The organism is Kosakonia sp. MUSA4 (assembly GCF_013085925.1).
Taxonomy (GTDB): Bacteria; Pseudomonadota; Gammaproteobacteria; order Enterobacterales; family Enterobacteriaceae; genus Kosakonia; species Kosakonia sacchari_B.
On sequence record NZ_CP025697.1, the window covers coordinates 4,544,643 to 4,566,940 of the forward strand.

18 protein-coding genes and 1 tRNA gene are annotated in these 22,298 nt (G+C 52.1%); 10 read left to right on the top strand and 9 right to left on the bottom strand.

Going from position 1 to position 22,298, the window contains the following annotated elements; all coding sequences use genetic code 11:
* Positions 1 to 5: 5 nt before the first annotated feature.
* The gene (locus tag C0557_RS21465; RefSeq protein WP_043956596.1) at positions 6 to 875 is read right to left on the bottom strand and encodes a fumarylacetoacetate hydrolase family protein; all 870 of its coding nucleotides are present in this window, start codon (positions 873 to 875) and stop codon (positions 6 to 8) included.
* A 22-nt stretch (positions 876 to 897) separates the two neighbouring features.
* Positions 898 to 2,262, bottom strand: a complete 1,365-nt coding sequence (locus C0557_RS21470; RefSeq protein WP_208660850.1) for a 2-hydroxycarboxylate transporter family protein — start codon at positions 2,260 to 2,262, stop codon at positions 898 to 900.
* A gap of 335 nt (positions 2,263 to 2,597) precedes the next feature.
* Between C0557_RS21470 and C0557_RS21475 the strand changes: the two genes are divergently transcribed.
* Positions 2,598 to 4,235 carry a sensor histidine kinase gene (locus C0557_RS21475; protein ID WP_208663078.1) on the top strand — a complete coding sequence of 546 codons (1,638 nt, stop codon included), beginning with the start codon at positions 2,598 to 2,600 and terminating at the stop codon, positions 4,233 to 4,235.
* A complete protein-coding gene (locus C0557_RS21480) occupies positions 4,225 to 4,917 on the top strand; it encodes a response regulator (RefSeq protein ID WP_208660852.1) in 693 nt (230 codons plus the stop codon). Before C0557_RS21475 ends, C0557_RS21480 begins: the two co-directional genes overlap by 11 nt.
* A 30-nt stretch (positions 4,918 to 4,947) precedes the next feature.
* Here C0557_RS21480 and C0557_RS21485 read toward each other — a convergent pair whose 3' ends face one another.
* Positions 4,948 to 7,083 carry an ornithine decarboxylase gene (locus C0557_RS21485; protein ID WP_208660854.1) on the bottom strand — a complete coding sequence of 712 codons (2,136 nt, stop codon included), beginning with the start codon at positions 7,081 to 7,083 and terminating at the stop codon, positions 4,948 to 4,950.
* Positions 7,084 to 7,482: 399 nt separating this feature from the next.
* On the opposite strand from C0557_RS21485, the gene C0557_RS21490 reads away from it, so the two are divergent.
* Together C0557_RS21490 and C0557_RS21495 are read left to right on the top strand one after the other, a co-directional pair.
* Entirely contained in the window at positions 7,483 to 8,199 is a 717-nt protein-coding gene (locus tag C0557_RS21490) for a DUF554 domain-containing protein (protein WP_043956591.1), read from the top strand.
* A 105-nt stretch (positions 8,200 to 8,304) separates the two neighbouring features.
* Positions 8,305 to 8,380, top strand: a tRNA-Phe gene (locus tag C0557_RS21495).
* A gap of 282 nt (positions 8,381 to 8,662) precedes the next feature.
* Here C0557_RS21495 and C0557_RS21500 read toward each other — a convergent pair.
* Positions 8,663 to 9,628 carry a site-specific integrase gene (locus tag C0557_RS21500; protein WP_208660856.1) on the bottom strand — a complete coding sequence of 322 codons (966 nt, stop codon included), beginning with the start codon at positions 9,626 to 9,628 and terminating at the stop codon, positions 8,663 to 8,665.
* 34 nt (positions 9,629 to 9,662) lie between these two features.
* Entirely contained in the window at positions 9,663 to 11,237 is a 1,575-nt protein-coding gene (locus C0557_RS21505; RefSeq protein WP_253073755.1) for a TraI domain-containing protein, read from the bottom strand.
* Between the two features lie 206 nt (positions 11,238 to 11,443).
* Between C0557_RS21505 and C0557_RS21510 the strand changes: the two genes are divergently transcribed.
* The 6 genes from C0557_RS21510 (at position 11,444) to C0557_RS21535 (ending at position 18,572) form a co-directional block, all read left to right on the top strand.
* Complete coding sequence (locus tag C0557_RS21510; RefSeq protein ID WP_208660858.1) at positions 11,444 to 11,992, top strand: hypothetical protein; 549 nt, start codon at positions 11,444 to 11,446, stop codon at positions 11,990 to 11,992.
* A 160-nt stretch (positions 11,993 to 12,152) separates the two neighbouring features.
* The gene (locus C0557_RS21515) at positions 12,153 to 13,172 is read left to right on the top strand and encodes a conjugal transfer protein TraE (RefSeq protein ID WP_253073756.1); all 1,020 of its coding nucleotides are present in this window, start codon (positions 12,153 to 12,155) and stop codon (positions 13,170 to 13,172) included.
* A gap of 118 nt (positions 13,173 to 13,290) precedes the next feature.
* Positions 13,291 to 14,499, top strand: coding sequence for a conjugal transfer protein TraF (locus C0557_RS21520; protein WP_208660860.1), 1,209 nt, complete (start codon positions 13,291 to 13,293; stop codon positions 14,497 to 14,499).
* A 45-nt stretch (positions 14,500 to 14,544) separates the two neighbouring features.
* Positions 14,545 to 15,072: a membrane lipoprotein lipid attachment site-containing protein gene (locus tag C0557_RS21525; RefSeq protein ID WP_208660862.1), complete on the top strand. Its 528-nt coding sequence runs from the start codon at positions 14,545 to 14,547 to the stop codon at positions 15,070 to 15,072.
* Positions 15,073 to 15,544: 472 nt separating this feature from the next.
* A complete protein-coding gene (locus C0557_RS21530; RefSeq protein WP_208660864.1) occupies positions 15,545 to 16,618 on the top strand; it encodes a DNA cytosine methyltransferase in 1,074 nt (357 codons plus the stop codon).
* Positions 16,593 to 18,572 (top strand): ATP-binding protein, encoded by a 1,980-nt coding sequence (locus C0557_RS21535; RefSeq protein WP_208660884.1) that lies wholly within the window; start codon positions 16,593 to 16,595, stop codon positions 18,570 to 18,572. The genes C0557_RS21530 and C0557_RS21535 overlap by 26 nt, the downstream gene beginning before the upstream one ends.
* Before the next feature lie 159 nt (positions 18,573 to 18,731).
* On the opposite strand, the gene C0557_RS21540 is transcribed toward C0557_RS21535, so the two are convergent.
* From C0557_RS21540 to C0557_RS21555, 4 genes are all read right to left on the bottom strand, one after another.
* Positions 18,732 to 19,391: an SAM-dependent DNA methyltransferase gene (locus tag C0557_RS21540; protein WP_208660892.1), complete on the bottom strand. Its 660-nt coding sequence runs from the start codon at positions 19,389 to 19,391 to the stop codon at positions 18,732 to 18,734.
* A gap of 126 nt (positions 19,392 to 19,517) precedes the next feature.
* Positions 19,518 to 20,468 (bottom strand): DUF1281 domain-containing protein, encoded by a 951-nt coding sequence (locus C0557_RS21545; RefSeq protein WP_208660894.1) that lies wholly within the window; start codon positions 20,466 to 20,468, stop codon positions 19,518 to 19,520.
* 96 nt (positions 20,469 to 20,564) lie between these two features.
* Positions 20,565 to 21,548: an ArdC family protein gene (locus C0557_RS21550; RefSeq protein WP_208660896.1), complete on the bottom strand. Its 984-nt coding sequence runs from the start codon at positions 21,546 to 21,548 to the stop codon at positions 20,565 to 20,567.
* 72 nt (positions 21,549 to 21,620) lie between these two features.
* Positions 21,621 to 22,232: a hypothetical protein gene (locus tag C0557_RS21555; protein ID WP_208660899.1), complete on the bottom strand. Its 612-nt coding sequence runs from the start codon at positions 22,230 to 22,232 to the stop codon at positions 21,621 to 21,623.
* Positions 22,233 to 22,298 lie beyond the last annotated feature (66 nt).

Sequence of the window (22,298 nt, forward strand, 5' to 3'; positions counted from 1 at the left end):
CGTCCTTAGTGTGCCGCCGTCAGCGAATGGGCTGGCGCTGGCGCATCAATAATCACATTACTGAGGTGACCGATATTCTCGATCTCCACTTCGATGCGATCGCCCGCTTTCATAAACAGCGGCGGGTTGCGTTTTTTGCCGACGCCGCCCGGCGAGCCGGTGATGATGACATCGCCCGGCGTCAGGCTGGTGAAGGTACTGATGTACTCGATAAGCTCGGCGACCTTATGGATCATGCTGGCGGTGTTATCGTCCTGCACCATGCGGCCATTCAGCCAGGTGCGGATCGCCAGTTGATGCGGATCAGGGATCTCATCCGCCGTCGTCATCCATGGGCCGAAAGCGCCGGTTTGCCGCCAGTTTTTCCCGGCGGTAAACCAGGTGTGCTGCCAGTCGCGCGCCGAACCATCCATGTAGCAGCTGTAGCCTGCAACGTGGCTTAACGCCGCCTCACGGGAGATGTCTTCTCCGCCTTTGCCGATAATCACTGCCAGCTCGCCTTCATAGTCGAATTCACTGGAGTGACGCGGCTTCAGTACCGGCGCGTTATGGCCGGTTTGCGAATCCGCAAAGCGAACGAAGAGCGTCGGCGCCGGGTTATGCTGGTCGAATTCTTTGCGCTTTTCGGCGTAGTTCATGCCGACGCAGAGAATTTTGGCCGGGTTATCGATGACCGGCAAAAATTGCAGATCGTCGAAGCGGATATCCGGCGTTTCACCGTTCAGTTGTTGCGCTTCATTCAGCGCGTTGGCAGCGAGCAGTGATTTCAAATCACCGTAGCGATCGCCCAGACGCTGCCCCAGATTGATCACGCCATCAGCCTTGACGATGCCGTAACTCCGGATCCCCTGATGGACAAAGCTTGCGAGTTTCATATCAGTTCCTGTAACACTTGAATCAAACGAGGAAATTGCCGAGCACCAACAGCGATACCGAGACGTTGATCGCGCCGCCGATACGGGTAGCGATCTGCGCGAACGGCATCAGGCTCATGCGGTTACCCGCTGTCAGGATGGCAACATCCCCTGTACCGCCCTGGCCGCTCTGGCAGCAGGAAACGATGGCTACATCAATCGGATGCATGCCGATCTTTTTGCCCACGAAAAAGCCGGTGGCAACCAGTGCGGAAACGGTACTTACGATCACCAGCAGGTTGTCGATGGTGAACGCGTGAACCAGCTCTTCCCATGGCGTGATAGCCACACCGACGGCGAAGAGGATGGGATAGGTAACAGAGGTCTGGAAGAATTTGTAGACCACCTGAGAGCCTTCCAGCAGGCGCGGAGAGACGCCGTGCGCCAGCTTGATCAGAACGGCAACGAACAGCATACCGACCGGCGCAGGCAGGCCAATCAGCTTGTGGCCGAGCATACCGATCATATACAGCAGCACAGCCAACAGCGCGCCAGCCGCGATTGTGGTGACATCGGTTTTACCGGAGAAAGCCGGTGCAGCCGGAGCCGGTTCATCACCGTTGCTGCGGTTCGGCATTAACTGCCCTTCGCCGGTCAGGTGCGGGAAGCGTTTACCCAACTGATTCAGACAGCCAGAGATGATGATGGCTGTCAGGCCGCCGAGCATAACCATCGGCAATACGCGACCGAGCGCAACGCCCTGATCCATATGCAGCAGCGTCGCGTAACCGATGGAGAGCGGGATCGCGCCTTCACCGACACCACCCGCCATGATCGGCAGAATGATAAAGAAGAAGATCTGGAACGGCTCCATACCGAGCGCCAGGCCCACACCCATCCCCACCAGCATGCCGACGATTTCACCGCACAGCATCGGGAAGAAGATACGCAGGAAACCCTGGATCAGCGTGGTGCGGTTCATGCTCATGATGCTGCCAACGATGATGCAGCAGATGTAGAGATAAAGAATGTTGGTGGATTTGTAGAACTTGGTGGTGGATTCCACGACCACATCCGGCAGCAGGCCGTAGTAAACCATCGCCGACGGAATAAAGGTGGCGCAAATGGCCGCCGCGCCCAGTTTGCCGACGATCGGCAGACGTTTGCCGAACTCACCGCAGGCAAAACCGAAGAATGCCAGCGTGGCGACCATCACCACGATATCGCTCGGTAACTTACCGCCCAGGCAGTCAACGGCAATTAATGCACCGGCTAACAGGAATAATGGCAGCGGAATAATCCCAATTTTCCAGGTATCCATAATGTGCCACCATTTTTCTTTCAGTGGTTTCTTTTGAATCTCAAGCGATTCAGAGGTAACAGAAAATGAATCGTCAGTTGTGCTCATAATTAAGCCCCTTGGTTATTTTGTGCGTACAGAGTAAAGGGCTAAAAACGCACTTTATGTGAGGGAATGCATAATAAAATCGTTGTTTTAATGGCACCTATGGTTTTTATGGTTTCTTTTATTTTGTGTGATTCATCGCTTATTTATTACTGTGGTTTTTATGGTTTTTATATATATAAATACAACTTAATAACATTTCCAAAAAAGAATATTTAACAGGGCATTTTTAAGCACCAGACCACGCTGTGCAAGGGATCACAAGTTTCCAGTAAACTCCGCACGCATGTTAAAAAAGATGCTACATTGGCGCATGGTTGGCTGCTGTGCGTGATGTCATGAAAGTCTCTTTCCAAATCAAACTTTTTATTTCACTGGTGCTTTTCTTCTCCGGCCTCTTCGTTTTATTAGGCGTTTATTATTACAAGGACGTTGGTCGACAGCTATACCAGGAGATGAGCGCAAGAGCCAAAATACAGGCGGAAGAAATAGCGATCATTCCGAATTTACGCCAGTCGGTTGCTGATAAAGATATTCGAGCCATCGCGCAATTTATGCATAAAGTAGTGGCGCACAGCGATGCAAGCTTTATTGTTATCGGCGATGACAAAGGGCTGCATCTATTTCACTCAGTGCATTCTGATGTCGTCGGAAAAACGTTGATTGGCGGCGACAATGCCGAGGTACTACAGGGAAAAAGTACAACGACCATTCGCAAAGGAGGGCTGGGGATTTCACTACGCAGCAAAGCGCCAATATTTGATGATACCGGGCATGTGGTGGGGATTGTTTCCGTCGGCTACCTGACCAGCTATCTCGACACGATCACGCTGGGTAAAGTGATCAACATTTTTATCGCCGCAGTGCTGTTACTGGTAGCGCTGTTTGTTTTTTCCTGGTTTTTTACCCGCAGCATCAAAAAGCAGATCTTCTCACTGGAGCCGCGCGAAATTGGTCTGCTGGTGCGCCAGCAGAAAGCGATGATGGAGTCGATCTACGAAGGGGTGATCGCCATTGATAGCGAATTGCGTATTGAGGTGATTAACCAGGCGGCGCGTAAACTGCTGGGTTTAAGCCAGCCGACGCGTGCACTGCGCGAGCAAACCATCGCCGAAGTCATTGCGCCAGTGCCCTTTTTCGCCCGCGAGGTGATGCTGGAGAATGACACGCACGATGAGATTTGCCGGTTCAACCAGCTGACGGTCATTGCCAGCCGGGTGCGCATTATGCTGGAGAATAAGTTGCAGGGCTGGGTGATCACCTTCCGCGACCGCAATGAGATCGACAGCCTCAGCGCGCAACTGAGCCAGGTAAAACGCTATGTCGATAACCTGCGCATTATGCGACATGAGCAACTCAACCGCATGGCCACGCTGTCGGGGCTGCTGCACATGGAGCGTTACGACGACGCCATTCGCTATATTCAGGCGCAGTCGGAGCATGCGCAGGAGCTGCTGGACTTTATCTCATCGCACTTTAGTTCGCCGACATTGTGCGGCCTGTTGTTGGGTAAAGCGGCGCGCGCCCGCGAAAAAGGCGTCGAACTGGCGTTTGATCCGTCGTGCCGGATGGATCGCCCCTGCCGCACGCTGGGCGAGGCGGAGTTGATTTCGATCATCGGCAATCTGCTGGATAACGCCATTGAAGCGACACAGCGCGCAGAGTTGCCGCACGAGCCGGTAGAGGTGCTGATCCTGCAGCATGAACACGAGTTGATTATTGAGGTGGCGGATCGCGGCGTGGGGATCGCGCCGGAAATCCGTGAGCACATTTTTGAGCGCGGGATAACTACCAAACGCCGTGGCGATCATGGCATCGGGCTGTACCTGATCGCCAACTATGTCGCGCATGTCGGTGGTTCGATTGAGGTCTCGGCCAACGAACCGCGCGGCACCATTTTCTCTTTGTTTATTCCTGAAACGGGCAACGTACTGCGTCCCGTACCGACCCTGGAAGATCAGAATTATGCAACATGAACTGATAGACGTGCTGATAGTGGAAGATGAACACGCCCTTGCGCAGCTTCATGCGGAGCTTATCGGCAAACATCCGCGCTTGCGGCTGGTGGGGATCGCCTCGTCGCTGGCTGAAGCAAAAGCCATGCTGGACAGCATGCAACCGCAGTTGGTTCTGCTGGATAACTATCTGCCGGATGGCAAAGGCATTACGCTGATTAGCGATACGCAAATTATCCGCGCCAACTGCTCAGTCATTTTTATTACCGCTGCCAGCGATATGGATACCTGTAGCCAGGCGATCCGCAATGGCGCGTTCGACTATATCCTCAAACCGGTGTCGTGGAAGCGGTTGAGCCAGTCGCTGGAGCGCTTTGTACAGTTTGCCGATCAGCAGCGGGTGTGGAAAATCGTCGATCAGCAAAACGTCGATTCACTCTATCAATTGCAGGCCAAAAACTACCGCCAGGACAATGGCAGTAAGGGCATTGAGGAGAACACGCTGGCGCTGGTGCAAAAGCTGTTTGCCGACGAAGCCGAACGCTGCTTTTCCGTTGATGAAGTGGTCAGTGAAACGGGATTAAGTAAAACCACCACCCGTCGCTACCTTGAACACTGCGTGGAAGCGGGTTTTCTGGTGGTCGAGATGCAGTACGGAAAAATCGGCCACCCGCGCCGGATGTATCGCCGGGTGGCCGCGTAATGCTGTCCTTTACCGGACAAGGGAGCGAGGTTACTTCAGCACATAGCCGTACAGGCGTTTGATCCCGTCGGCATCGGTTTCGGAATAGACGCCCTGCAACTCCGGTGAAAAGCCCGGTAGCAGATTGACGCCCTCTTCCAGCGCCAGGAAGTAGCGCTGGACGGCCCCGCCCCACACTTCACCCGGCACCACGCACAGCACGCCCGGCGGGTAAGGCAGCGCGCCTTCAGCGGCGATGCGCCCTTCTGCCTCGCTGATACGCACCAGTTCAACGTTGCCGCGAATAAACTCGCTGTTAGCGTCCTGAGGATTCATCACCACCGCTGGCAGGCTCTCTTTGCGGAACATCGCTTTTTGCAGATCCTTCACATCAAAGCTGACATACAGATCGTGCATCTCCTGGCACAGCTCACGCAGAGTGTAATCGCGGTAGCGCACCGGATATTTGTTAAAGATGGTCGGCAGCACATCGGCGAGCGGCGTGTCATCCTCAATATGCTGTTCAAACTGGCCAAGCATCGCCACCAGTTGCGCCATCTTCTCTGCGCTCTCGGCTGGCGTCAGCAGGAACAGGATCGAGTTGAGATCGCACTTCTCCGGTACGATGCCGTTCTCGCGCAGGAAGTGCGCCAGAATAGTCGCCGGAATACCAAAATCGGCGTATTCCCCGGTTTCCGCATCGATGCCTGGCGTGGTCAGCAGCAACTTGCAGGGATCGACAAAGTACTGTTCGCGCGCATAGCCCTCAAAGCCGTGCCATTTGTCACCCGGCTCAAAGCTGAAGAAGCGGCGTTCGCGGGCAATCACCTCGGTGGGATGATCCTGCCACGGGCGACCGGCGATCTCTGGCGGCACGAAAGGTTTGATCATTTTGCAGTTGGCAATGATCGCCTTGCGCGCTTCGATCCCCAGCACCACACACTCGGCCCACAGGCGGCGTCCGCTCTCGCCCTGATGGATTTTGGCGTTCACATCCAGCGCGGCGAACAACGGATAGAAAGGGCTGGTAGAGGCATGCAGCATAAAGGCGTTGTTCAGCCGCTTATGCGGGCAGAATCGCGCCTGGCCGCGCAGATGGTTATCCTTCTTATGGATCTGCGAGGTTTGCGAGAAACCGGCCTGCTGTTTGTGCACCGACTGAGTGACAAAAATGCCCGGATCGTTTTCGTTCAGATCCAGCAGCAGCGGCGAGCAGTCCGCCATCATCGGGATAAACTGCTCGTACCCGACCCACGCCGAGTCAAACAGAATGTAATCACACAGGCTACCAATCTTGTCGATCACCTGACGGGCGTTGTAGATAGTGCCGTCGTAAGTCCCAAGCTGGATCACCGCCAGACGAAACGGGCGTGGATGATCGACCTTATGCGGTGCGACATCGCGGATCAGATCGCGCAGGTATTTCTCATCGAAACAGTGATCGTCGATGCCGCCGATAAAACCAAACGGGTTGCGTGCCGCTTCCAGATAAACCGGCGTGGCTCCGGCCTGGATCAGTGCGCCGTGGTGATTGGATTTATGGTTATTGCGATCGAACAGCACCAGATCGCCGCGGGTCAGCAGCGCGTTGGTCACCACCTTATTAGCAGCGGATGTGCCGTTGAGGACGAAATAGGTTTTGTCAGCGTTAAACACTTTCGCCGCGAATTTCTGCGCATGCTTTGCCGATCCTTCGTGGATCAACAGATCGCCCAGTTTGACGTCGGCGTTACACATGTCGGCGCGAAAAACGTTCTCGCCGAAAAATTCATAGAACTGGCGTCCTGCCGGATGCTTTTTGAAAAATTCACCGTGCTGATGACCCGGACAGGCAAAGGTACTGTTGTCCATTTCGACATACTGGCGCAGCGTATCGAAAAACGGCGGCAGTAAATTGTCTTCATAATCGACGGCTGCGGCTTCCAGCTCCAGCCACTCCTGATCTTTGCCAGCGATAACCGCCGTAATGCCTTCCGGCATATCGACCGGCTCAGCGGAGAACAAGAATACCGGCACGTTAAAACCTGTCCGTTTGAGCAGCGCCAGAATGCCGCTACGACTCTCCGCCACTGTTATGACGACTGCCGCCACATCCGTAAAGTCGGTACTCTCCAGCGTCACCACTTCGCGGTGGGTGGAAAGCAGGGATACCAGCTCGCAGCTGACGGCAATTTTCATCGATTTCATAAGCACGAATACCCGTTTCAGGGGAGTAAAAGGCCCCGGACGAAGCTGCTGCTTCGCCCAACGAACGTGTCTGACTGGAACCAGCTCCAACCGCCAGACATCAGTAAAAGCAGAACGTCTCTGATCTTACTGTTGTCCTACAGTGAGCGTGCGTTACCCTCACCGCATGGTGAGTGAAGTAGGCGATAAAATGAGACGGGTGCCCGTTTGCGCAGGCGCGCAATCTCGCTGGCTAACGGCTGAATGGTGCGTCATCAGGCGGCCCCGTAAGGTGGAAGAAAATTCGCGCAATCATGGCACCTTTCCCCCACTGGCGCAACCAACGCAGCCTCAACCGCGCATAAAAATGCTATTCTGGGCCGCATATTATTCAGTTATATGAAACACAGGAGTGATGGCGTGTTAACAGGACCTTTTATCAATGCCGCCGCCGTATTGATCGGCGGAACAATTGGCGCCTTGCTCAGCCACCGGCTGCCGGAGCGAGTGCGTAATTCAATGCCGTCGATTTTTGGCCTGGCCTCGTTAGGTATCGGCATCCTGCTGGTCATTAAGTGCGTGAACCTGCCGGTGATGGTGCTGGCGACGCTGGTGGGTACGCTTATCGGCGAGCTTTGCTATGTCGAGCGTGGGATCAGCGGCGGCGTCAACGCGCTGCGCAATCTGGTGCAAAAACGCAAAGACGGTGAAGCCAGCAGCGCGCATGAATCTTTTATTCAGAGCCTGGTGGCTATTATTATTCTGTTCTGCGCCAGCGGCACCGGGATTTTTGGCGCCATGCGTGAAGGGATGACCGGCGATCCGAGCATTTTGATCGCCAAAGCGTTTCTCGATTTCTTTACGGCAGTAATCTTCGCTACCTCACTGGGTTTTGCCGTCGCGGTGATTTCCGTGCCGATGCTGATTATTCAACTGACGCTCGCCACCTGCGCAACGCTGATCCTGCCGCTAACCACACCTGCGATGATGGGCGATTTCACCGCCGTGGGCGGTGTTTTACTGCTGGCGACCGGGCTACGTATTTGCGGCATCAAGATGTTTGCGGTGGCGAATATGCTGCCTGCACTGGTGATTGCGATGCCTATATCCGCGCTGTGGACGGCATTTTTTGCCTGAGCCAACGAGCAGTATCAACAAAGTGGTGATAGATTGTGCAGTCCGCTGCGAATTAAAGAAATTTCGTTGACGGAGCGTGGGGAATCAGGTTTAATGCGCCCCGTTGCCCGGATAGCTCAGTCGGTAGAGCAGGGGATTGAAAATCCCCGTGTCCCTGGTTCGATTCCGGGTTCGGGCACCACTCTTCAGAGCCTGTTCGTTAAGGGATGAGATCCTTAACGGGCATGACAGAGTCCCTAATCGTCATCGTGCAGGATGAGGTGAGATCGTTCTGCACCTGAGGGTTAAGGGATTAAGAATCCGGATGATGGTTGGAACATCATCCGGATTTCTCACATCCCAATAATTTCAGTTACAGTTATTTACCTTCTCATCGCTGCTCTGTCAACGATCTGTAAAGGAAAACCCGCCATTTTTTCCCATTTATATATCAAACTCTTATAAATTTGACTTAGGATTACTCCTAAGCTGCATACGCGGCTTCAAGGTTGCGCCTCAGGTTATCCATGTTTGCTTCGACATATTCCAGGGTCACTGCAACGCTGGAATGACCGAGCAGCATCTGTACATCATTCAGGCTTCTCTCTGGCCGTTTCATCAGGTCAGTGGCTATGGTATGTCTGAACCGATGCGGGCTCACATCACACTGGCACTCCCTGGAGAGCCTTCTGAAAAAAGCCCTCATCGGGAGGTGATCCATGTTTTTTGCCCGGATAATTCTTTTCTTTTTCGGTGTAAACCGGTTGATGTTGAATAACTGCTCCCCTTTTTTGGCTCCCTTCTGTACAGACATAAGATACAGATGTTCAAGCCTCGGTCTCAGCCGGGCGGTAATCGGCACACGATGCTCCCGGTGATTTTTAGAGCCTTCCGCCTGTAATTCAATGACGCCCAGCTTCAGATCCACATCACACAGCCGTATGTGCAGCAGCTGATTCTGGCGCATACCGGTGAACTTAAGTGTCTCAATGACGGTCATCCAGAACCAGGCGGGTTCAAGGGCATTTGGCCGGGGATCGTGAACACCCATCTGCTCAAGTTCAATTTTCCTTTCCATGATTAAATCAATTTTCTTCATCTGTTCACCGGAGAGTGTTTTTTTTCGTTTAATATCGGGTTTAACAATCACCCGGTTAAACGGATTCTCTCTGGCTGAAATAAGTTTATTTGTGATGGCATGATTAAATACTGCCCGCATATGAGCAACCTTGTTATTCCATGTCCGCTTGCTGGACATCTGTTCATTCAGAACATGCCGTCGCCATTTCAGAACATCCATCCGCGTTACATTTTCCGGAAGAATATCTTCACCGTAAAATTCCAGGAACGTTCTCACAACCTTTTTGTAGCTCCATTCAGTTGCACGACGAAGAACTTTATTGAAAAAATAGTCATCGAGAATTTTTTCAAACGTCATAATGTCTGCCATAATGACCTCGTAATATTAAATCAACCTCAGCAAATTATTTCTTCGCTGAAAGCCATATACTGTCCGCAGGACAGCTCCCTTTTTTAAAAATAATGTCAGCGTTAATCATGTAGCCTGACACTTTGGTAAAACGACCGCCTTTATCCGGCGTGTCGTATTGATGGTAATGGAATAACCCCTTACCACTTCGTGAATGGTGTACGTTCAGTGCCTCAAAATTTTTCTGCAGCCTGTCCTTATCTGCCCCGTCACCTCCCGCTGTTGAGTTGTAACGGTAAAAACAGACCGGTGAAACGAGGAATACAAACTGTGCCAGAACGTGCAGGATACTGTCCTTTTCATTAACGCTGAGCGTGCCGTCCTCAACGCTGTCCCGAACCCACTCCAGAAATAACTCACCGTCCTGCTTTCCCGGGGCAGTCTTCTCTTCAGAGGGAGGGGCCATTTCATCCGGGGGAAATGCAGCTGGCTTGTTGTCCGCAGGTGCATTTTCCGTTGCCTGAAGCACTTTCCCTTCTGCCATCAGGTCCAGCATTGACAGGAGGTTCTCAGTGGATACCTGCGTCTCACCATCTCCGCCGGTACTGACATCATTTTCTTCAGAATGCAGCAGTACCTCAGAAGAGAGAGCAGACTCCAGCGCCAGAGAAGGAAACGGCTGTAGTGTATCGACTGGCGAGTTCTCCCCGTCCTGACTCTCACTGTAGGTCAGGTCTCCGGTTTTAATTGGTACAGAAGGGTCCGGGGAATTATCGAGACTGGACAATGAGCCAGTATCAGCTTCATATAATTTAGGGGGGGTATGACCAGTTGCAGGCTCTGCCGGCACCAGAGGGATCTGACCGGAAGTCAGGCCGGACATAATGACCGTATCAGAGATGCCACAGCTGCGCAGCGCATCGTTCACAATACTGTTCAGTATCCCGGCTTCGGCACGGCGCCCCGACAGAAACAGCAGCAGCATATCTGACAGAGCAGGCCAGCGCTGCAGCCACAGCAGGGCGGCCTCAGGCAGGAGCCTGAACGCCACAAATACGCTGCTCATCTCACCTGATGGCTCACTGGCCGGCCTGACGCGCCATGATTCTCCGGGCACACTCAGCCCCGGATACCAGACCCGCCCGCTTTTCAGTGCCCCCTCCACCCGCATCAGCCAGGGCAGGTGATGGAACAGCCCCGCCCAGTACGCGGCACAGACCCACCCGGGCGTCTGCTCCGCCTGCTCTTCAGGCGTGGCCCCTGGTGGCAGCATCATGCCGCGAACCAGCCTCACTGCACGCGTGGCCACGTTCAGACTTTGTCCGGTAAACCCTCCCGGACCAGAGAACGGACCAGCCCAGGCCGCCGGGCACGCCTGCACCCGCGCCGCCATTTCCTCAAGCGGGCGCAACCACCAGGCTTCCGTGACCTGCTGTGACAGCGGACTGTTTTCTGTCAGCACCCGGATAAGGCGGAGGTGTTCTTCTGTCTGCAGCAGGGACCTCCCTGTCTGCACGGGACGCCAGCCATCGTCCGCAACAGCCCGGGGCGGTGTAACGCTCTGCGACAGACTCTCTTCGACCCGGCTTTCCTGCCTGCCCCGTCCTGTTAACCAGTTAAGTCCACGCACCGTTACCTCCGCCAGAATAAACCTGCTGAAAATGACGCTACGCTAAAAGCCCCCCCGATAATTTCAACCTAAAACCCTGAAACGCCCCTGACAGAAATCCTGCTTGAGAAAATATTCAGAAGTGGTTTCAGATTTTTGAGGTGCCGGGATAACAGCATGGTGCTCTCCTGCATGCCTCAGTTTCCACCGCTACCGGGAGTCTCTCCATGCAGCAAGCCTTTGTTTTCTCTGTTCTCCTTCTCTGGATTGCTCTCTCAGGGGCAATGAGCCTGAGTTTTACCGCTGGCAGCCCCCACATCAGGTTTTATCTGGTCTGGGCGCTGCTGTTCTGTCTTCCTTTCCTGCTGCGTCCGTTTGCCCGGGCAGAGCGACAGTTCAGGCCGGCGATGACGCTGATCAGCCACCGCCGCAGACGGGCATGGGTGCATCTTGCACCCTGGCAGCCCACCACAGACCTCACACCAGAGCGGGTCCATCAGTTCTGGCAGAGCGTGAACGCATCAACCCGGCAAGCACTGGAAAAACACCGCACCGTTATCATTTCCTCGCACCTTCTGACCGGCATTCGTGCCCGTCGGGTGCTGCTCTGTATCGCAGAAAGTGGAATAACCGTCCACAGCCGGACTTACTGCACTCACTTCACACCGGCAAAGAGAGCGCTGATGCAACTGGAAATCCTTTTCAGGCAGTGGCGCTGGCGCACGGACTTCCGCAGTGACTGGCCCGTACTGGTTCTGCGGCGTAAATCTTCCTGACCGGGAAAATAATTTCCACTGTCGCAGGCTGCCGCGGCGTTTCACACTGGATACATGCGTGTATTCGATCTGAACGATCGATTTTCTCCGTTATACACACGCCACTCAGCCAGGTAACGTAATCACAGCGGCTACAAAAGAGCGTGACTTAAGTCAAATCATGGCATTAGCCAGCACCAGGGAACTTATGAAACGAAAGAATATAACAACGCTCCTTTCCCGCATTGCGCTGGAGCAGGATGAGGAAATGGAGTCGCTGGTCAGTCAGTTTGCGACCGGTAAAAAAACGGCGGGCGCACCGGTAGCCATCCGTTTCCGGCCGGTCGTACGCGAGTTCATCACCCGGGTGTCGCAGAGGCTCGGTATTTCAACTGCCGAACTGGTCAATATTCTGATTGAAGGGGTGATGCTTGACACTCTCGCTCCCCGGCAGGCGGTGGTAACGCGCCTCTATGAGCGCTTCTGGCTGTTAATGGATGCGCACCGGCTGAGCATGGTCAACGTGGCTATGCTGCTGGCCGGCATGAATATGGGGCTCAGCGTGCTGGAAAGCCGCGATCGCACGCTGGATTATCTGACGGCCCCTGTTATCAGTCAGCTGGCAGAGTGGTTCGGCGTGTCCCCTGACTGGCTTGACGGTTCGGTGGAGCAGCCTGTCATGCCGGTGACGTTCACCAGCTGGCGGGATGTGGCAGACCGCATCTTCCCTGCGGTCAGAGCCGGAACAGCGCTACCTGCCATTACGCTTGTTCGCCGGGACAGCAGCACTGACAGTATCTGCGGTAAAAATGACACGGTCGTCTGTATTCGTCAGCTGAAACAGATTAACGGAATAACCCTGCGGGTCGTGGCCTGCAGTGGCATTATCCCGCATGCAGCGGCAGGGAATAACGAGACAAACGCTTTTCTGACTTTCTGCGAAATAATGAAAAGAGCGTCCCGACTGGGAGATATTGAAGCAGTATCAGCACCTGAACATATTTTTACGCAGTTTGTCCGTGGAAATGAACTGCCTGCTTCCATTCTTTCAATCCTCAGCACTTATCTCTCCGAACAAAAAGAGAGAGGAGTTAAATCTCTCTGGAGTGGCAATGAAATAAAAAGCATTGCTGACAGCGAAAGTCACCTTTCGCCTGAATGGAAGATTTATGCGGGGGAGATAATTAAAAACAGAACATGAACAACTGGTACGTCATACATTTTTAAATAAACCGTCACAGGGCCTCACCCTTATTTATTGATGCGTCAGCATCAGGGATTCGTTTTACCCAAAAAATACAACTGATGAAAGGAAATAAATGATGAAAGTATCAATGATTACACGCAGCATCGTACTGGCACTGGTCACCACGGCTATTCCTTCTGTCCATGCCGCGTCCACCTGGACAGAGGCGCGCAATGACGCAATGGGCGGAACCGGCGTGGCCTCATCCGGCTACGCGGCAGCGGCGCTGGTTAACCCCGCCCTGATGACGCGCCATGATGCCAGCGATGAGATCGGCATTATCCTCCCGAGTATCGGCGCGCAGGTCAGCGATCCGGATAATCTGCAGGACGGATTTGACCGCGTTAAAGACAGCTGGGATCGCCTGAGTGACTCTGCCGGCAGCGGAAACAGCGCAGCGCAGGCAGCAGAGTTGAAGAAAGCCCTGCAGGGCGTTTCGGGGAACAGCGGCCGGGCCAGCGCAGGTGTGTCGGCAGTTATTGCCATTCCGAATGACACACTGCCCTTTGCTCTGGTGGTTAAAGGCTGGGGGCAGGCAAAAGCCCGCGCGGTTGTCACTGACCACGATCTGGCCTGGCTCGATGCCGCACAGTCCGGCATTTTTTCGCCCTCCCGTGACGACCTCAGCCAACTGACCTCCCGTGCCGAAGGCGTGGCGGCGCTGGTCAGTGAATACGGACTCGCAATGGCCCATCAGTTCACGCTGGCCGGCGTGCCGGTATCGGCAGGGGTTACGCCCAAACTCCAGCGCGTGGATACCTGGAACTACAACGTATCTATCAATAACTACAGCACCTCTGACTTTCACAGTGGTGAGTGGAAACGCTCCGAAACTGGCGGCAACGTGGATATCGGCTTCGCCGCACAGCTGACGCCGGAATGGACGCTGGGGCTGACCGGGCAGAACCTGGTCTCCCGGAATGTGGAGACCCGCGAGATCAACGGTCTGAAAGACACCTTCCAGATCCGTCCGCAGGCCACAGCAGGTACATCCTGGAGTAACGGCTTCATCACTCTGGCGACTGATATTGATCTGACCCCTGCCAGCGGCTTTGCCTCCGATGAAAAAGCGCAGTACGCCGGTGTGGGTGCCGAACTCAACGCATGGGACTGGGCACAGCTGCGCGCGGGATATCGGGCAGACATACGCAACAGCGACAACAACGTGTTTACCGCAGGCATCGGCATTTCACCCTTCAACGTCGTCCATTTCGATCTGACCGGCATGGCCGGCACCGACCGCAGTTACGGCGCAGCAGCACAGCTCACCTTCACTTTCTGATAATCACGGGCTGTCTGTGCAGCCCTCAATTTTAAGGGTAATACCATGAAAAAAATGCTCTCCTTTACGACAATTCTGTTAACGCTGACAGGCTGCAGCGGCAATAACCTCTCAGGCTATCTCAGCCCCGGCAGTCTGAATTCGCTGATCAACCCAGCAAGTCAGCAGCCTGTAACTGACAACGCAGAGCCGGCACCACGTAATTCTGTGGTCTGGACGTCCGGAGCTATTTCAGTTCCTGTGGATACTGCCGCCATGCGCCTTAAACAGCATTACGGGTTTGTTTCGGACGACGATGTCTCCGCCGCGCGCAACAGCGGTCAGGGAAACGCAGGTTGGTCAGCATCAGCAATTTCAGAGGGAACCAGTTGGGAGGCTCAGCCGGGCAGTTACTATCGCATGAGCCGTAACTGGGCAGGTAATGACCGCCTGACACTTGAAATTCGTGGGAATAATAAACAGAGCGGTATCACGGCGACCTATATTTCCTCCAACCCAGAGCACCTTAAGAAAGCGTGGACATCACGCCTGTGGGAACAAATCCCGGATGTTGCTAGCGGTAATCTGCAATAATGTTCACAATCAGGGGGCTAATGGTCAGAGGGATAGATTCTTGTGTCCACTTGCATATCTTCCAACCCGCTGCGCCTTATAGGTGCTTGGACGGCCAGCATGTGTGAGCAAATCTTAATCGTTACCCAAAAGGCGAGTAAAATCGTGTATTGATGATGAAACGGGAAAGTGTCACATTAATTTTGTTAATGGAATGTATGTAAAACTTCCAGATAAACAATCAAGGATGTCCTTCCCACGTTGGCGTACCCTTCAATGTCATTGCCTCTATAATAATTATCTTATTGAAAAATAAAGATTTAAATAAATCTTGCATTTACAATATCTATACAAAGATTGTCTTTTCTGCGTATATGAATATGATGTTTGTTATCAAGGGATTGTGAGGTGGTTTAAAGCAAATTCACTTAGCAATCAGAGCGAGATGACGACGTTCCCGCAACCAGATTTTACATGTATAAGTGAAGGAAAGATGAAGAAAGTTAGTGCTATTGACCTTTTCTGCGGCGTGGGTGGATTAACTCATGGGCTAATCCGTTCAGGTATTAAGGTTCATGCAGGCATTGATTTAGACCCTGATTGCAAATGGGCATACGAGACCAACAACTCTTCGTCATACATTCACGCTGACATTAGCACAGTGTCTGGTAAAGATCTTTTAAGACTTTGGGAAAGAGATGCTATTAAACTTTTGGCAGGTTGCGCCCCCTGCCAACCTTTTTCATCCTATCAAAAGGGAAGAAAAAGTGTTGATAACAATAAATGGAAGCTACTTAATGAGTTTAGCCGATTAATCACTGAGACACAACCAGAACTGATAACTATGGAGAATGTTCCGCAACTCCAGGGCCATTCAGTATTTTTGAATTTTAAAAATACATTAAAGAAAAATGGTTATTTTATTTGGTCTAATGTTGTCAATTGTTTAGATTATGGTATTCCACAAAAAAGACAAAGGTTAGTTCTATTAGCATCAAAGTTGGGCGAAATTAAATTAGACGAGCCAACTCATGCTAACTCATATTTATCTGTGCGTGATGCTATTGGGCACCTTGCCCCTCTACGCGCAGGAGAGAGAGACGGAAATGATTATCTACACGCATGTGCTAATCTATCACCACTGAATCTAGAGAGAATCAAACAATCTAAACCAGGTGGCACATGGAAGGACTGGGATCCCGAAATAGTTGCAAATTGCCACAAGAAAGATTCCGGAAAAACCTACCAAAGTGTGTATGGAAGAATGAGCTGGAATGAACCTGCTCCAACAATGACTACTCTATGTTTTGGTTATGGAAATGGTAGATTTGGACATCCTACTCAAAATAGAGCCATATCATTGCGTGAAGCGGCTATTTTTCAGAGTTTCCCTGAACATTATGAATTTATTCCGGAAAATGGAAAGATACACTTTAGTAAACTAGGACGAATGATAGGGAATGCCGTTCCTGTAAGATTAGGTGAAGTGGTAGGTCAGAGTTTTTTGATGCATGTGAAGGATAAAATTGACGGGAGTGGAAATGGAAAAAGAAATAATTCGTCTTGAGGAAAACGAAAGCCCCCATAAATATACAATGCAAGTAGGGCTGAGCGTTCTAGGACATCTTGGTATAAATCTCTATAGCAATGTTGCAGCTGTTCTTACTGAGGCGGTTGCAAATTCTTGGGATGCTGATGCAACCAAAGTTGAGATATCCTTAGACGAAAACGAAATAACAATAAGTGATAATGGTTTTGGTATGTCTGTTGATGACATGAACCAGCGTTATCTATATGTCGGTTGGCGGAAGCGAAATCAGCCCGATTTAAGGTTAACTCCAGCGGGTAGAAAACCGATGGGAAGAAAAGGAATTGGTAAGCTTTCATTATTTTCCATCGCTAATACTGTTGAAGTTAGATCTATTAAAGATGGTCAACCTCATGGGTTAGTAATGCAAGCTGATAAAATTCAACAGGAAATCGACAGGGGAGGAACGAATTATTATCCTAGCCCGTTAGACCCCGAAGGATTAACTATAATCTCAGGGACGCAGATAATACTTCGTGACCTTAAGAAAAAAAGACTTTCTTTGACCGCAAGCGCTTTACGTAAAAAGATCGCACGTCGCTTTTCAGTTATTGGCGGTGATCAATTTAAAGTTCTTATTGATGGTGTGGAAATAACTGTCAAAGATAGAGATGACCTCTCAAACTTGCAATTTTTTTGGGACATGGAATCAGGAATTGATTACAAAAAAGTATGTCCAGAATTAAAGAATAGTACTCAGTTGTCAACTAATTTAGAAAAGGCTCCAAATCCTGCGTGGGTTGTAAAAGGTTGGATAGGAAGTGTTAAGAGTTCAGGACAGTTAAAATCCCCTGAAGGAAATCTAAATAATATCATAGTGTTATCAAGGGGGCGTTTATTTCAAGAGAACATACTTGAAGATATCAATGATGGCGGCCTTTATACGAAATATCTTACCGGACAACTTGAAGCTGATTTCCTTGATAGTGATGAAGAAGAAGATATCGCAACTAGCGATCGTCAAAGGGTCGTGGAAGACGACGAGCGTTATCAGTATTTATTGGCATTTCTAAAACAGACGATGAGAAAAATTGCCGGGCAGTGGTCCGCATGGCGTGAGGATACAGGCGTGGAAGATGCAACCGATGCGAATCCAATTTTATCAAATTGGCTTGATTCTTTAACTAGTGGCTCTCAACCACACGCTAAAAAATTACTTGCCCGAATTGAGTCATTACCTTTAGAGGATGAAAAGAAAAAAAGAGAACTATTCAAACATGCTATTTATGCTTTCGAAAGGTTGCGAATCCAAGAGATGAGTAATGAACTTGCCGATGATATGGTTCTAGATGCTTCCAGATTGCTACCTCTACTAGCAAAACAAGACGACCTTGAAGCAACATTGTATTATGAAATAGCTAAAAGTCGCGTTGATGTTATCAAGCAATTTGAAAACCTTGTTGATAAAAACGAAAAAGAAAAGGTTTTGCAAAAATATTTATTTACTCACCTATGGTTATTAGACCCTTCTTGGGAACGGGCTTCAGGTACTGAAAGGATGGAGTCAATAGTTCAAAAAGAATGGGATAATATTGATGCTGGGCTATCTGCAGAAGAAAAAAAAGGTCGTCTTGACATTAAGTATAGAAACGCAGCAGGTGTGCACTTAATCATTGAATTAAAAAGGGCAAGCGTAAAAACAACAGCTCATGCACTTGCTGGACAAGGCGGGAAGTATAAGCAAGCTGTTGAAAAATGCGCCAGGATTGCCGAGCCAGGAAAAGAACCACATGTTCAGGTCATATTTGTTCTTGGAGAAGAAGTCAGCGATATGGATCGTGGTCATAAATGGGTAGAGTCAATGATGGATGGGGTAAATGGCCGGATTGTATATTTTGAGACTTTAATAAATGGGGCGCTCAGTTCTTATAATGACTATTTAATTAAGCAAGAAAAAATAACTAAAATTGTTGAGTTGGTTAGTAAATTGTAATTCATTAATGGGGGCGTCATATTTATGTGTAACTTTTCATCCCTCTTTGAATAGAATGAGATATGTTTTTAAACGCGTAAAAGCAGACCTGTATCAGGTCTGCTTTACAACGTAAAATTGTTGTGTAATTGACCTTATATTCTACGATAAGACACGGTGTTACAGCCTCCTTGACCACCCTGCCCAGTAATGGGTTGGCGTTCTGAGTACCCGGCGGTGCTCGTCGCTCAGAGCGTTTCCGATTACTACTTCGCCAGCAACCCCACACAGTGACAGCTGTATGTACGCCATCCCTGCTGCCAGCGGATCGATGTCAGTTGCAGACACCCACAAATATCGATGAGGAGAATAGCCTGCTTCACGCAAAACTGAGGCAAAGGCCAGCGCCATACAGCCGGCGCCACAAGCTGGTTCGGAAAGCGTGATAAACGGCTTGTCTCTGAAATTTTCTTCGACTTTGCCAAGCTGCATTCTGGCCATCATCACACCGACGTTCCAGGGTGTAAAAAACTGACCACGGTATTTATCGCCCATCTCAAGCTGCATAAAGACCCGGCCAAGAAAATCACCCGGTTCCTCCTCAAGCCCGTTTACCACATGGGCCAGCAGATGCGCCAAGTTCTCCACGTCGGGCTTTTCATACCGGGACACGATGCGCAGATACTTCTGCTCGCGCTTTTCGCAGAACTGAAGGCGATTTTCCAGTGCGATGACGCTGCAACTGATGAAATCTTCAAACACCTGGTGCCGGCGGTGGTAACGTGCCGTCTGGCTGAAAAGTGAAAGAAAGGCCTTTTCGTGGTTTATGACTTGTTTCATGCGTGCTTCCTCTGGCGAAGAGAACACGCTCCCGGAGGGAAACGGTGTTCCCTTCAGGGTGAAAAAACGGCCACAGCTTTCGCTGCGGCCGGTCAGTGAAGCCGGTAAACCGGCTTTGGATCATTGTTATGCGCGAATACTGCCGTAGTGCACTGCGGTTGCAGCGGGTACAGCAGCCGTTTCCGGCGTCACCAGGTACATACGGGCCCCGTCGCCGGATGCTGACTGCAGCAGTTCTTCTGTCGGGTACGGGCCGCTGTCAACGTGGTCGCCCCGGTCAAAGCAGTTGTAGCCCGACGTGCCTGCGTCAGGTGAAATCCAGTAGTGCCGGATTTCACAGTCGAACAGCTGCGACATCTCGCCCATGACCTCACCTGACGGCGGATACCAGGGAGACGCAAAGCTCAGCGTAAGTGAACCCACCTCATCACGGCTCCAGCTGGCCTGATGGCCTGCCGGGAACTCAATGCCAAAGAGCTGCATGTAAAGTTCGGATGACGTGTTCAGCCCGGAGAACAGACCACTTTGACCATTGAGCTCCGTGGCCAGACGTGACGGCATCACCATCAGCATGTCGCAGGTACAGGTCGTCTCCGGCATTATGCTGAACCACTCCCAGCGCTCCTGCGGGTCAAACTGACCACCGGCACCGGCAGCGCCAAACCAGTCGGCATAGTGCACGGCCATCAGATGCGCCATTATCTGCCGCGACTGAAAGGGAATGGCTTCCCATTTCAGCGCATCGATGCCGGACTGCAGCCAGATTTTTTCCATGCGGGAGACTGTTTTGGTATCAAGCCACGCATCCTGCTCCAGCAGTTCGATAAAGTGCTGGAACGCCTGGTTGGGCGAGGTCTGTGCACCTGTACCAGATGCAGTCAGCATCGGATACGGTGCGTACTCCACCGCCCGGACGGGCTTCAGTATGCCGGCACAGCCGGCAAGAAACAGCTTTATCGCCTGCCGGATGGCGTGCCGGTAAAGCGGTTTTTCCGTGCCGGCAATCCAGGGCTGCATCACATCGAGGCAGACGGATTTACCGGTGATTTCCAGACGGTTATGGCACCATGAAAACATTGTGAAACTCCTCTTGTCGGTTGAAACAAAAAGAGGGCATCTCCCTGAGGAAGATGCCCTCAGGGGGATGATGGCGGCCGGAGCCGCCAGGTCAGGTTATGCCGCCTGTTCCGTATTCCGGTTCAGGGGCTCAAGTAAATATTCCGAGGCTTCCCGGGCGAAACGGCAGGCACGGAAAATCGCTCTTTTGTCTTCACGAAGGACTCTCAGCCAGCCGGCCAGATAGCTTTCGTGTTGCACGTCGCCGGTGATACCGAGCTCTGCGCAGAGAAAAGCACTGCCGGTTTCCGCTATCAGCTCCTCGAAAGCGTACACCGGATCACCGAACTGCCGTGATGACGAGGTAATACCTTCCCGGTTCAGGCGGCTGCCGTGGCCGGTGGCATGAACCAGTTCGTGCAGCAGCGTGGACCAGTAGTCCGCCTCCGTCCGGAACTGTGATACCGTCGGCATCACGATGCGATCGGCACCGGTCCGGTAAAACGCGCGGTCCTGCCGGCGATGGTCGCAGACGACGCCAGTGGCGCTGAGTATCTGCTGTACCTGCTGCAACTGCGTCGCGCTGAGTATGGTCGGCTGTGCAGCCGGAACAGCATCAGCGGCTTCCCCTCTGACAGATTCAGCCAGCCCTTCACACTGGGCAACGTTGAACAGCTGCAGATGCTTCAGTACGGCCAGCTGCTCCATGACCGGTTCACCGTCCCGGAACAGCAGGTTATCACTGCTGTCACGGGCCTGTTTCTCGAACGGTTTGTAAATGATGGCCAGCGCGCTGGTCTCATTCTTCCTGACGTAACCTCCGGCGGCTTTCGCCTGCCGGAAGGTCAGCCAGCGGTCGGACGTATACCCGTGTTCTTCTGCGGCCATCCACAGCAGCGGTACGTTAATGCCACTGTAAGCGCGGCCGGTGACGGCATTGACCGGCAGGCTGCTGCCGTGCACGTTCTGAGCTGCACGCCACGGAGGCCGCCAGGGCGGCACGCCGTTTTCGAGCGCAAGAATGATTTTATCGGTGACCTGCTGATACAGGTCGGAAGTATGCACTGCCGCCGCTCTACGCCGGCCGGTGGTTGTCTTCATGGGATGCTGCCTCTGTGTGCGGGACGCATCCCACCCGGTGGCGGACGATGCGCCACCGGTGAGTGGAAAAAATCAGTAATAACGTAAGGACCCGTCGGACATCACCGAACGGATACGGTCACGTACGCTCTCGACCGCCCGGTCAAACCTCTCCCGGTCGGCGGGTTTTGCCCGTTTTGAGTCCAGACGTATCACCTGGTCCAGAACATGCAATGCCTGTGAACGCCAGCTGAGGCGTTCAACATCACCCACACAGGCATGGAAGTGACGTAACGACTGCTCATAAAGCCACTGTATCCGGTAACGATATTCGCCCACCGGCACATACACCTTCTGGGGTGGTCTCGTTTCCTTGTGAAGCGTCAGCGCGTTATTCAGATTACTGATAACAGGCTTCATGAGCAGGTCATGATGGTCATTCAGCACGGCATCAAACATGCTCTGCGCCATAAAGGTCTGAAAGGAAAACTCATGTTCGGGTATGAGAGTGTCGACCAGTGTGAACCAGTCTGCATCTTTTGACGGATTGCAGCCTGCAGCCCAGGCTTTCAGCCACTCCCCCGGACGTCTGTCATCCGGTACACGAAGATAAATCCCCAGTTTCTTTTCAAGTATCAGCGGGCGCTGCATACCCAGATTCTGTGTAAACAGCGGACGAAGTTCATCAGAAGTAAAGCGGATCATATTTCCTCCGAGGAAAAAAAAGGAGGAAGCCTCCCCGGGAGGGAAGGCCCCTCCGGGAAGTGTTAA

Bases quoted from the DNA above. Each gene is read 5' to 3' on its own strand.
- C0557_RS21550 (WP_208660896.1), bottom strand. From the start codon at position 21,548: ATGAAGACAACCACCGGCCGGCGTAGAGCGGCGGCAGTGCATACTTCC.
- C0557_RS21535 (WP_208660884.1), top strand. From the start codon at position 16,593: ATGGAAAAAGAAATAATTCGTCTTGAGGAAAACGAAAGCCCCCATAAA.
- C0557_RS21475 (WP_208663078.1), top strand. From the start codon at position 2,598: ATGAAAGTCTCTTTCCAAATCAAACTTTTTATTTCACTGGTGCTTTTC.
- C0557_RS21465 (WP_043956596.1), bottom strand. From the start codon at position 875: ATGAAACTCGCAAGCTTTGTCCATCAGGGGATCCGGAGTTACGGCATC.
- C0557_RS21525 (WP_208660862.1), top strand. From the start codon at position 14,545: ATGAAAAAAATGCTCTCCTTTACGACAATTCTGTTAACGCTGACAGGC.
- C0557_RS21545 (WP_208660894.1), bottom strand. From the start codon at position 20,468: ATGTTTTCATGGTGCCATAACCGTCTGGAAATCACCGGTAAATCCGTC.
- C0557_RS21540 (WP_208660892.1), bottom strand. From the start codon at position 19,391: ATGAAACAAGTCATAAACCACGAAAAGGCCTTTCTTTCACTTTTCAGC.
- C0557_RS21500 (WP_208660856.1), bottom strand. From the start codon at position 9,628: ATGGCAGACATTATGACGTTTGAAAAAATTCTCGATGACTATTTTTTC.
- C0557_RS21515 (WP_253073756.1), top strand. From the start codon at position 12,153: ATGGCATTAGCCAGCACCAGGGAACTTATGAAACGAAAGAATATAACA.
- C0557_RS21470 (WP_208660850.1), bottom strand. From the start codon at position 2,262: ATGAGCACAACTGACGATTCATTTTCTGTTACCTCTGAATCGCTTGAG.
- C0557_RS21480 (WP_208660852.1), top strand. From the start codon at position 4,225: ATGCAACATGAACTGATAGACGTGCTGATAGTGGAAGATGAACACGCC.
- C0557_RS21510 (WP_208660858.1), top strand. From the start codon at position 11,444: ATGCAGCAAGCCTTTGTTTTCTCTGTTCTCCTTCTCTGGATTGCTCTC.
- C0557_RS21530 (WP_208660864.1), top strand. From the start codon at position 15,545: ATGAAGAAAGTTAGTGCTATTGACCTTTTCTGCGGCGTGGGTGGATTA.
- C0557_RS21485 (WP_208660854.1), bottom strand. From the start codon at position 7,083: ATGAAATCGATGAAAATTGCCGTCAGCTGCGAGCTGGTATCCCTGCTT.
- C0557_RS21520 (WP_208660860.1), top strand. From the start codon at position 13,291: ATGATGAAAGTATCAATGATTACACGCAGCATCGTACTGGCACTGGTC.
- C0557_RS21555 (WP_208660899.1), bottom strand. From the start codon at position 22,232: ATGATCCGCTTTACTTCTGATGAACTTCGTCCGCTGTTTACACAGAAT.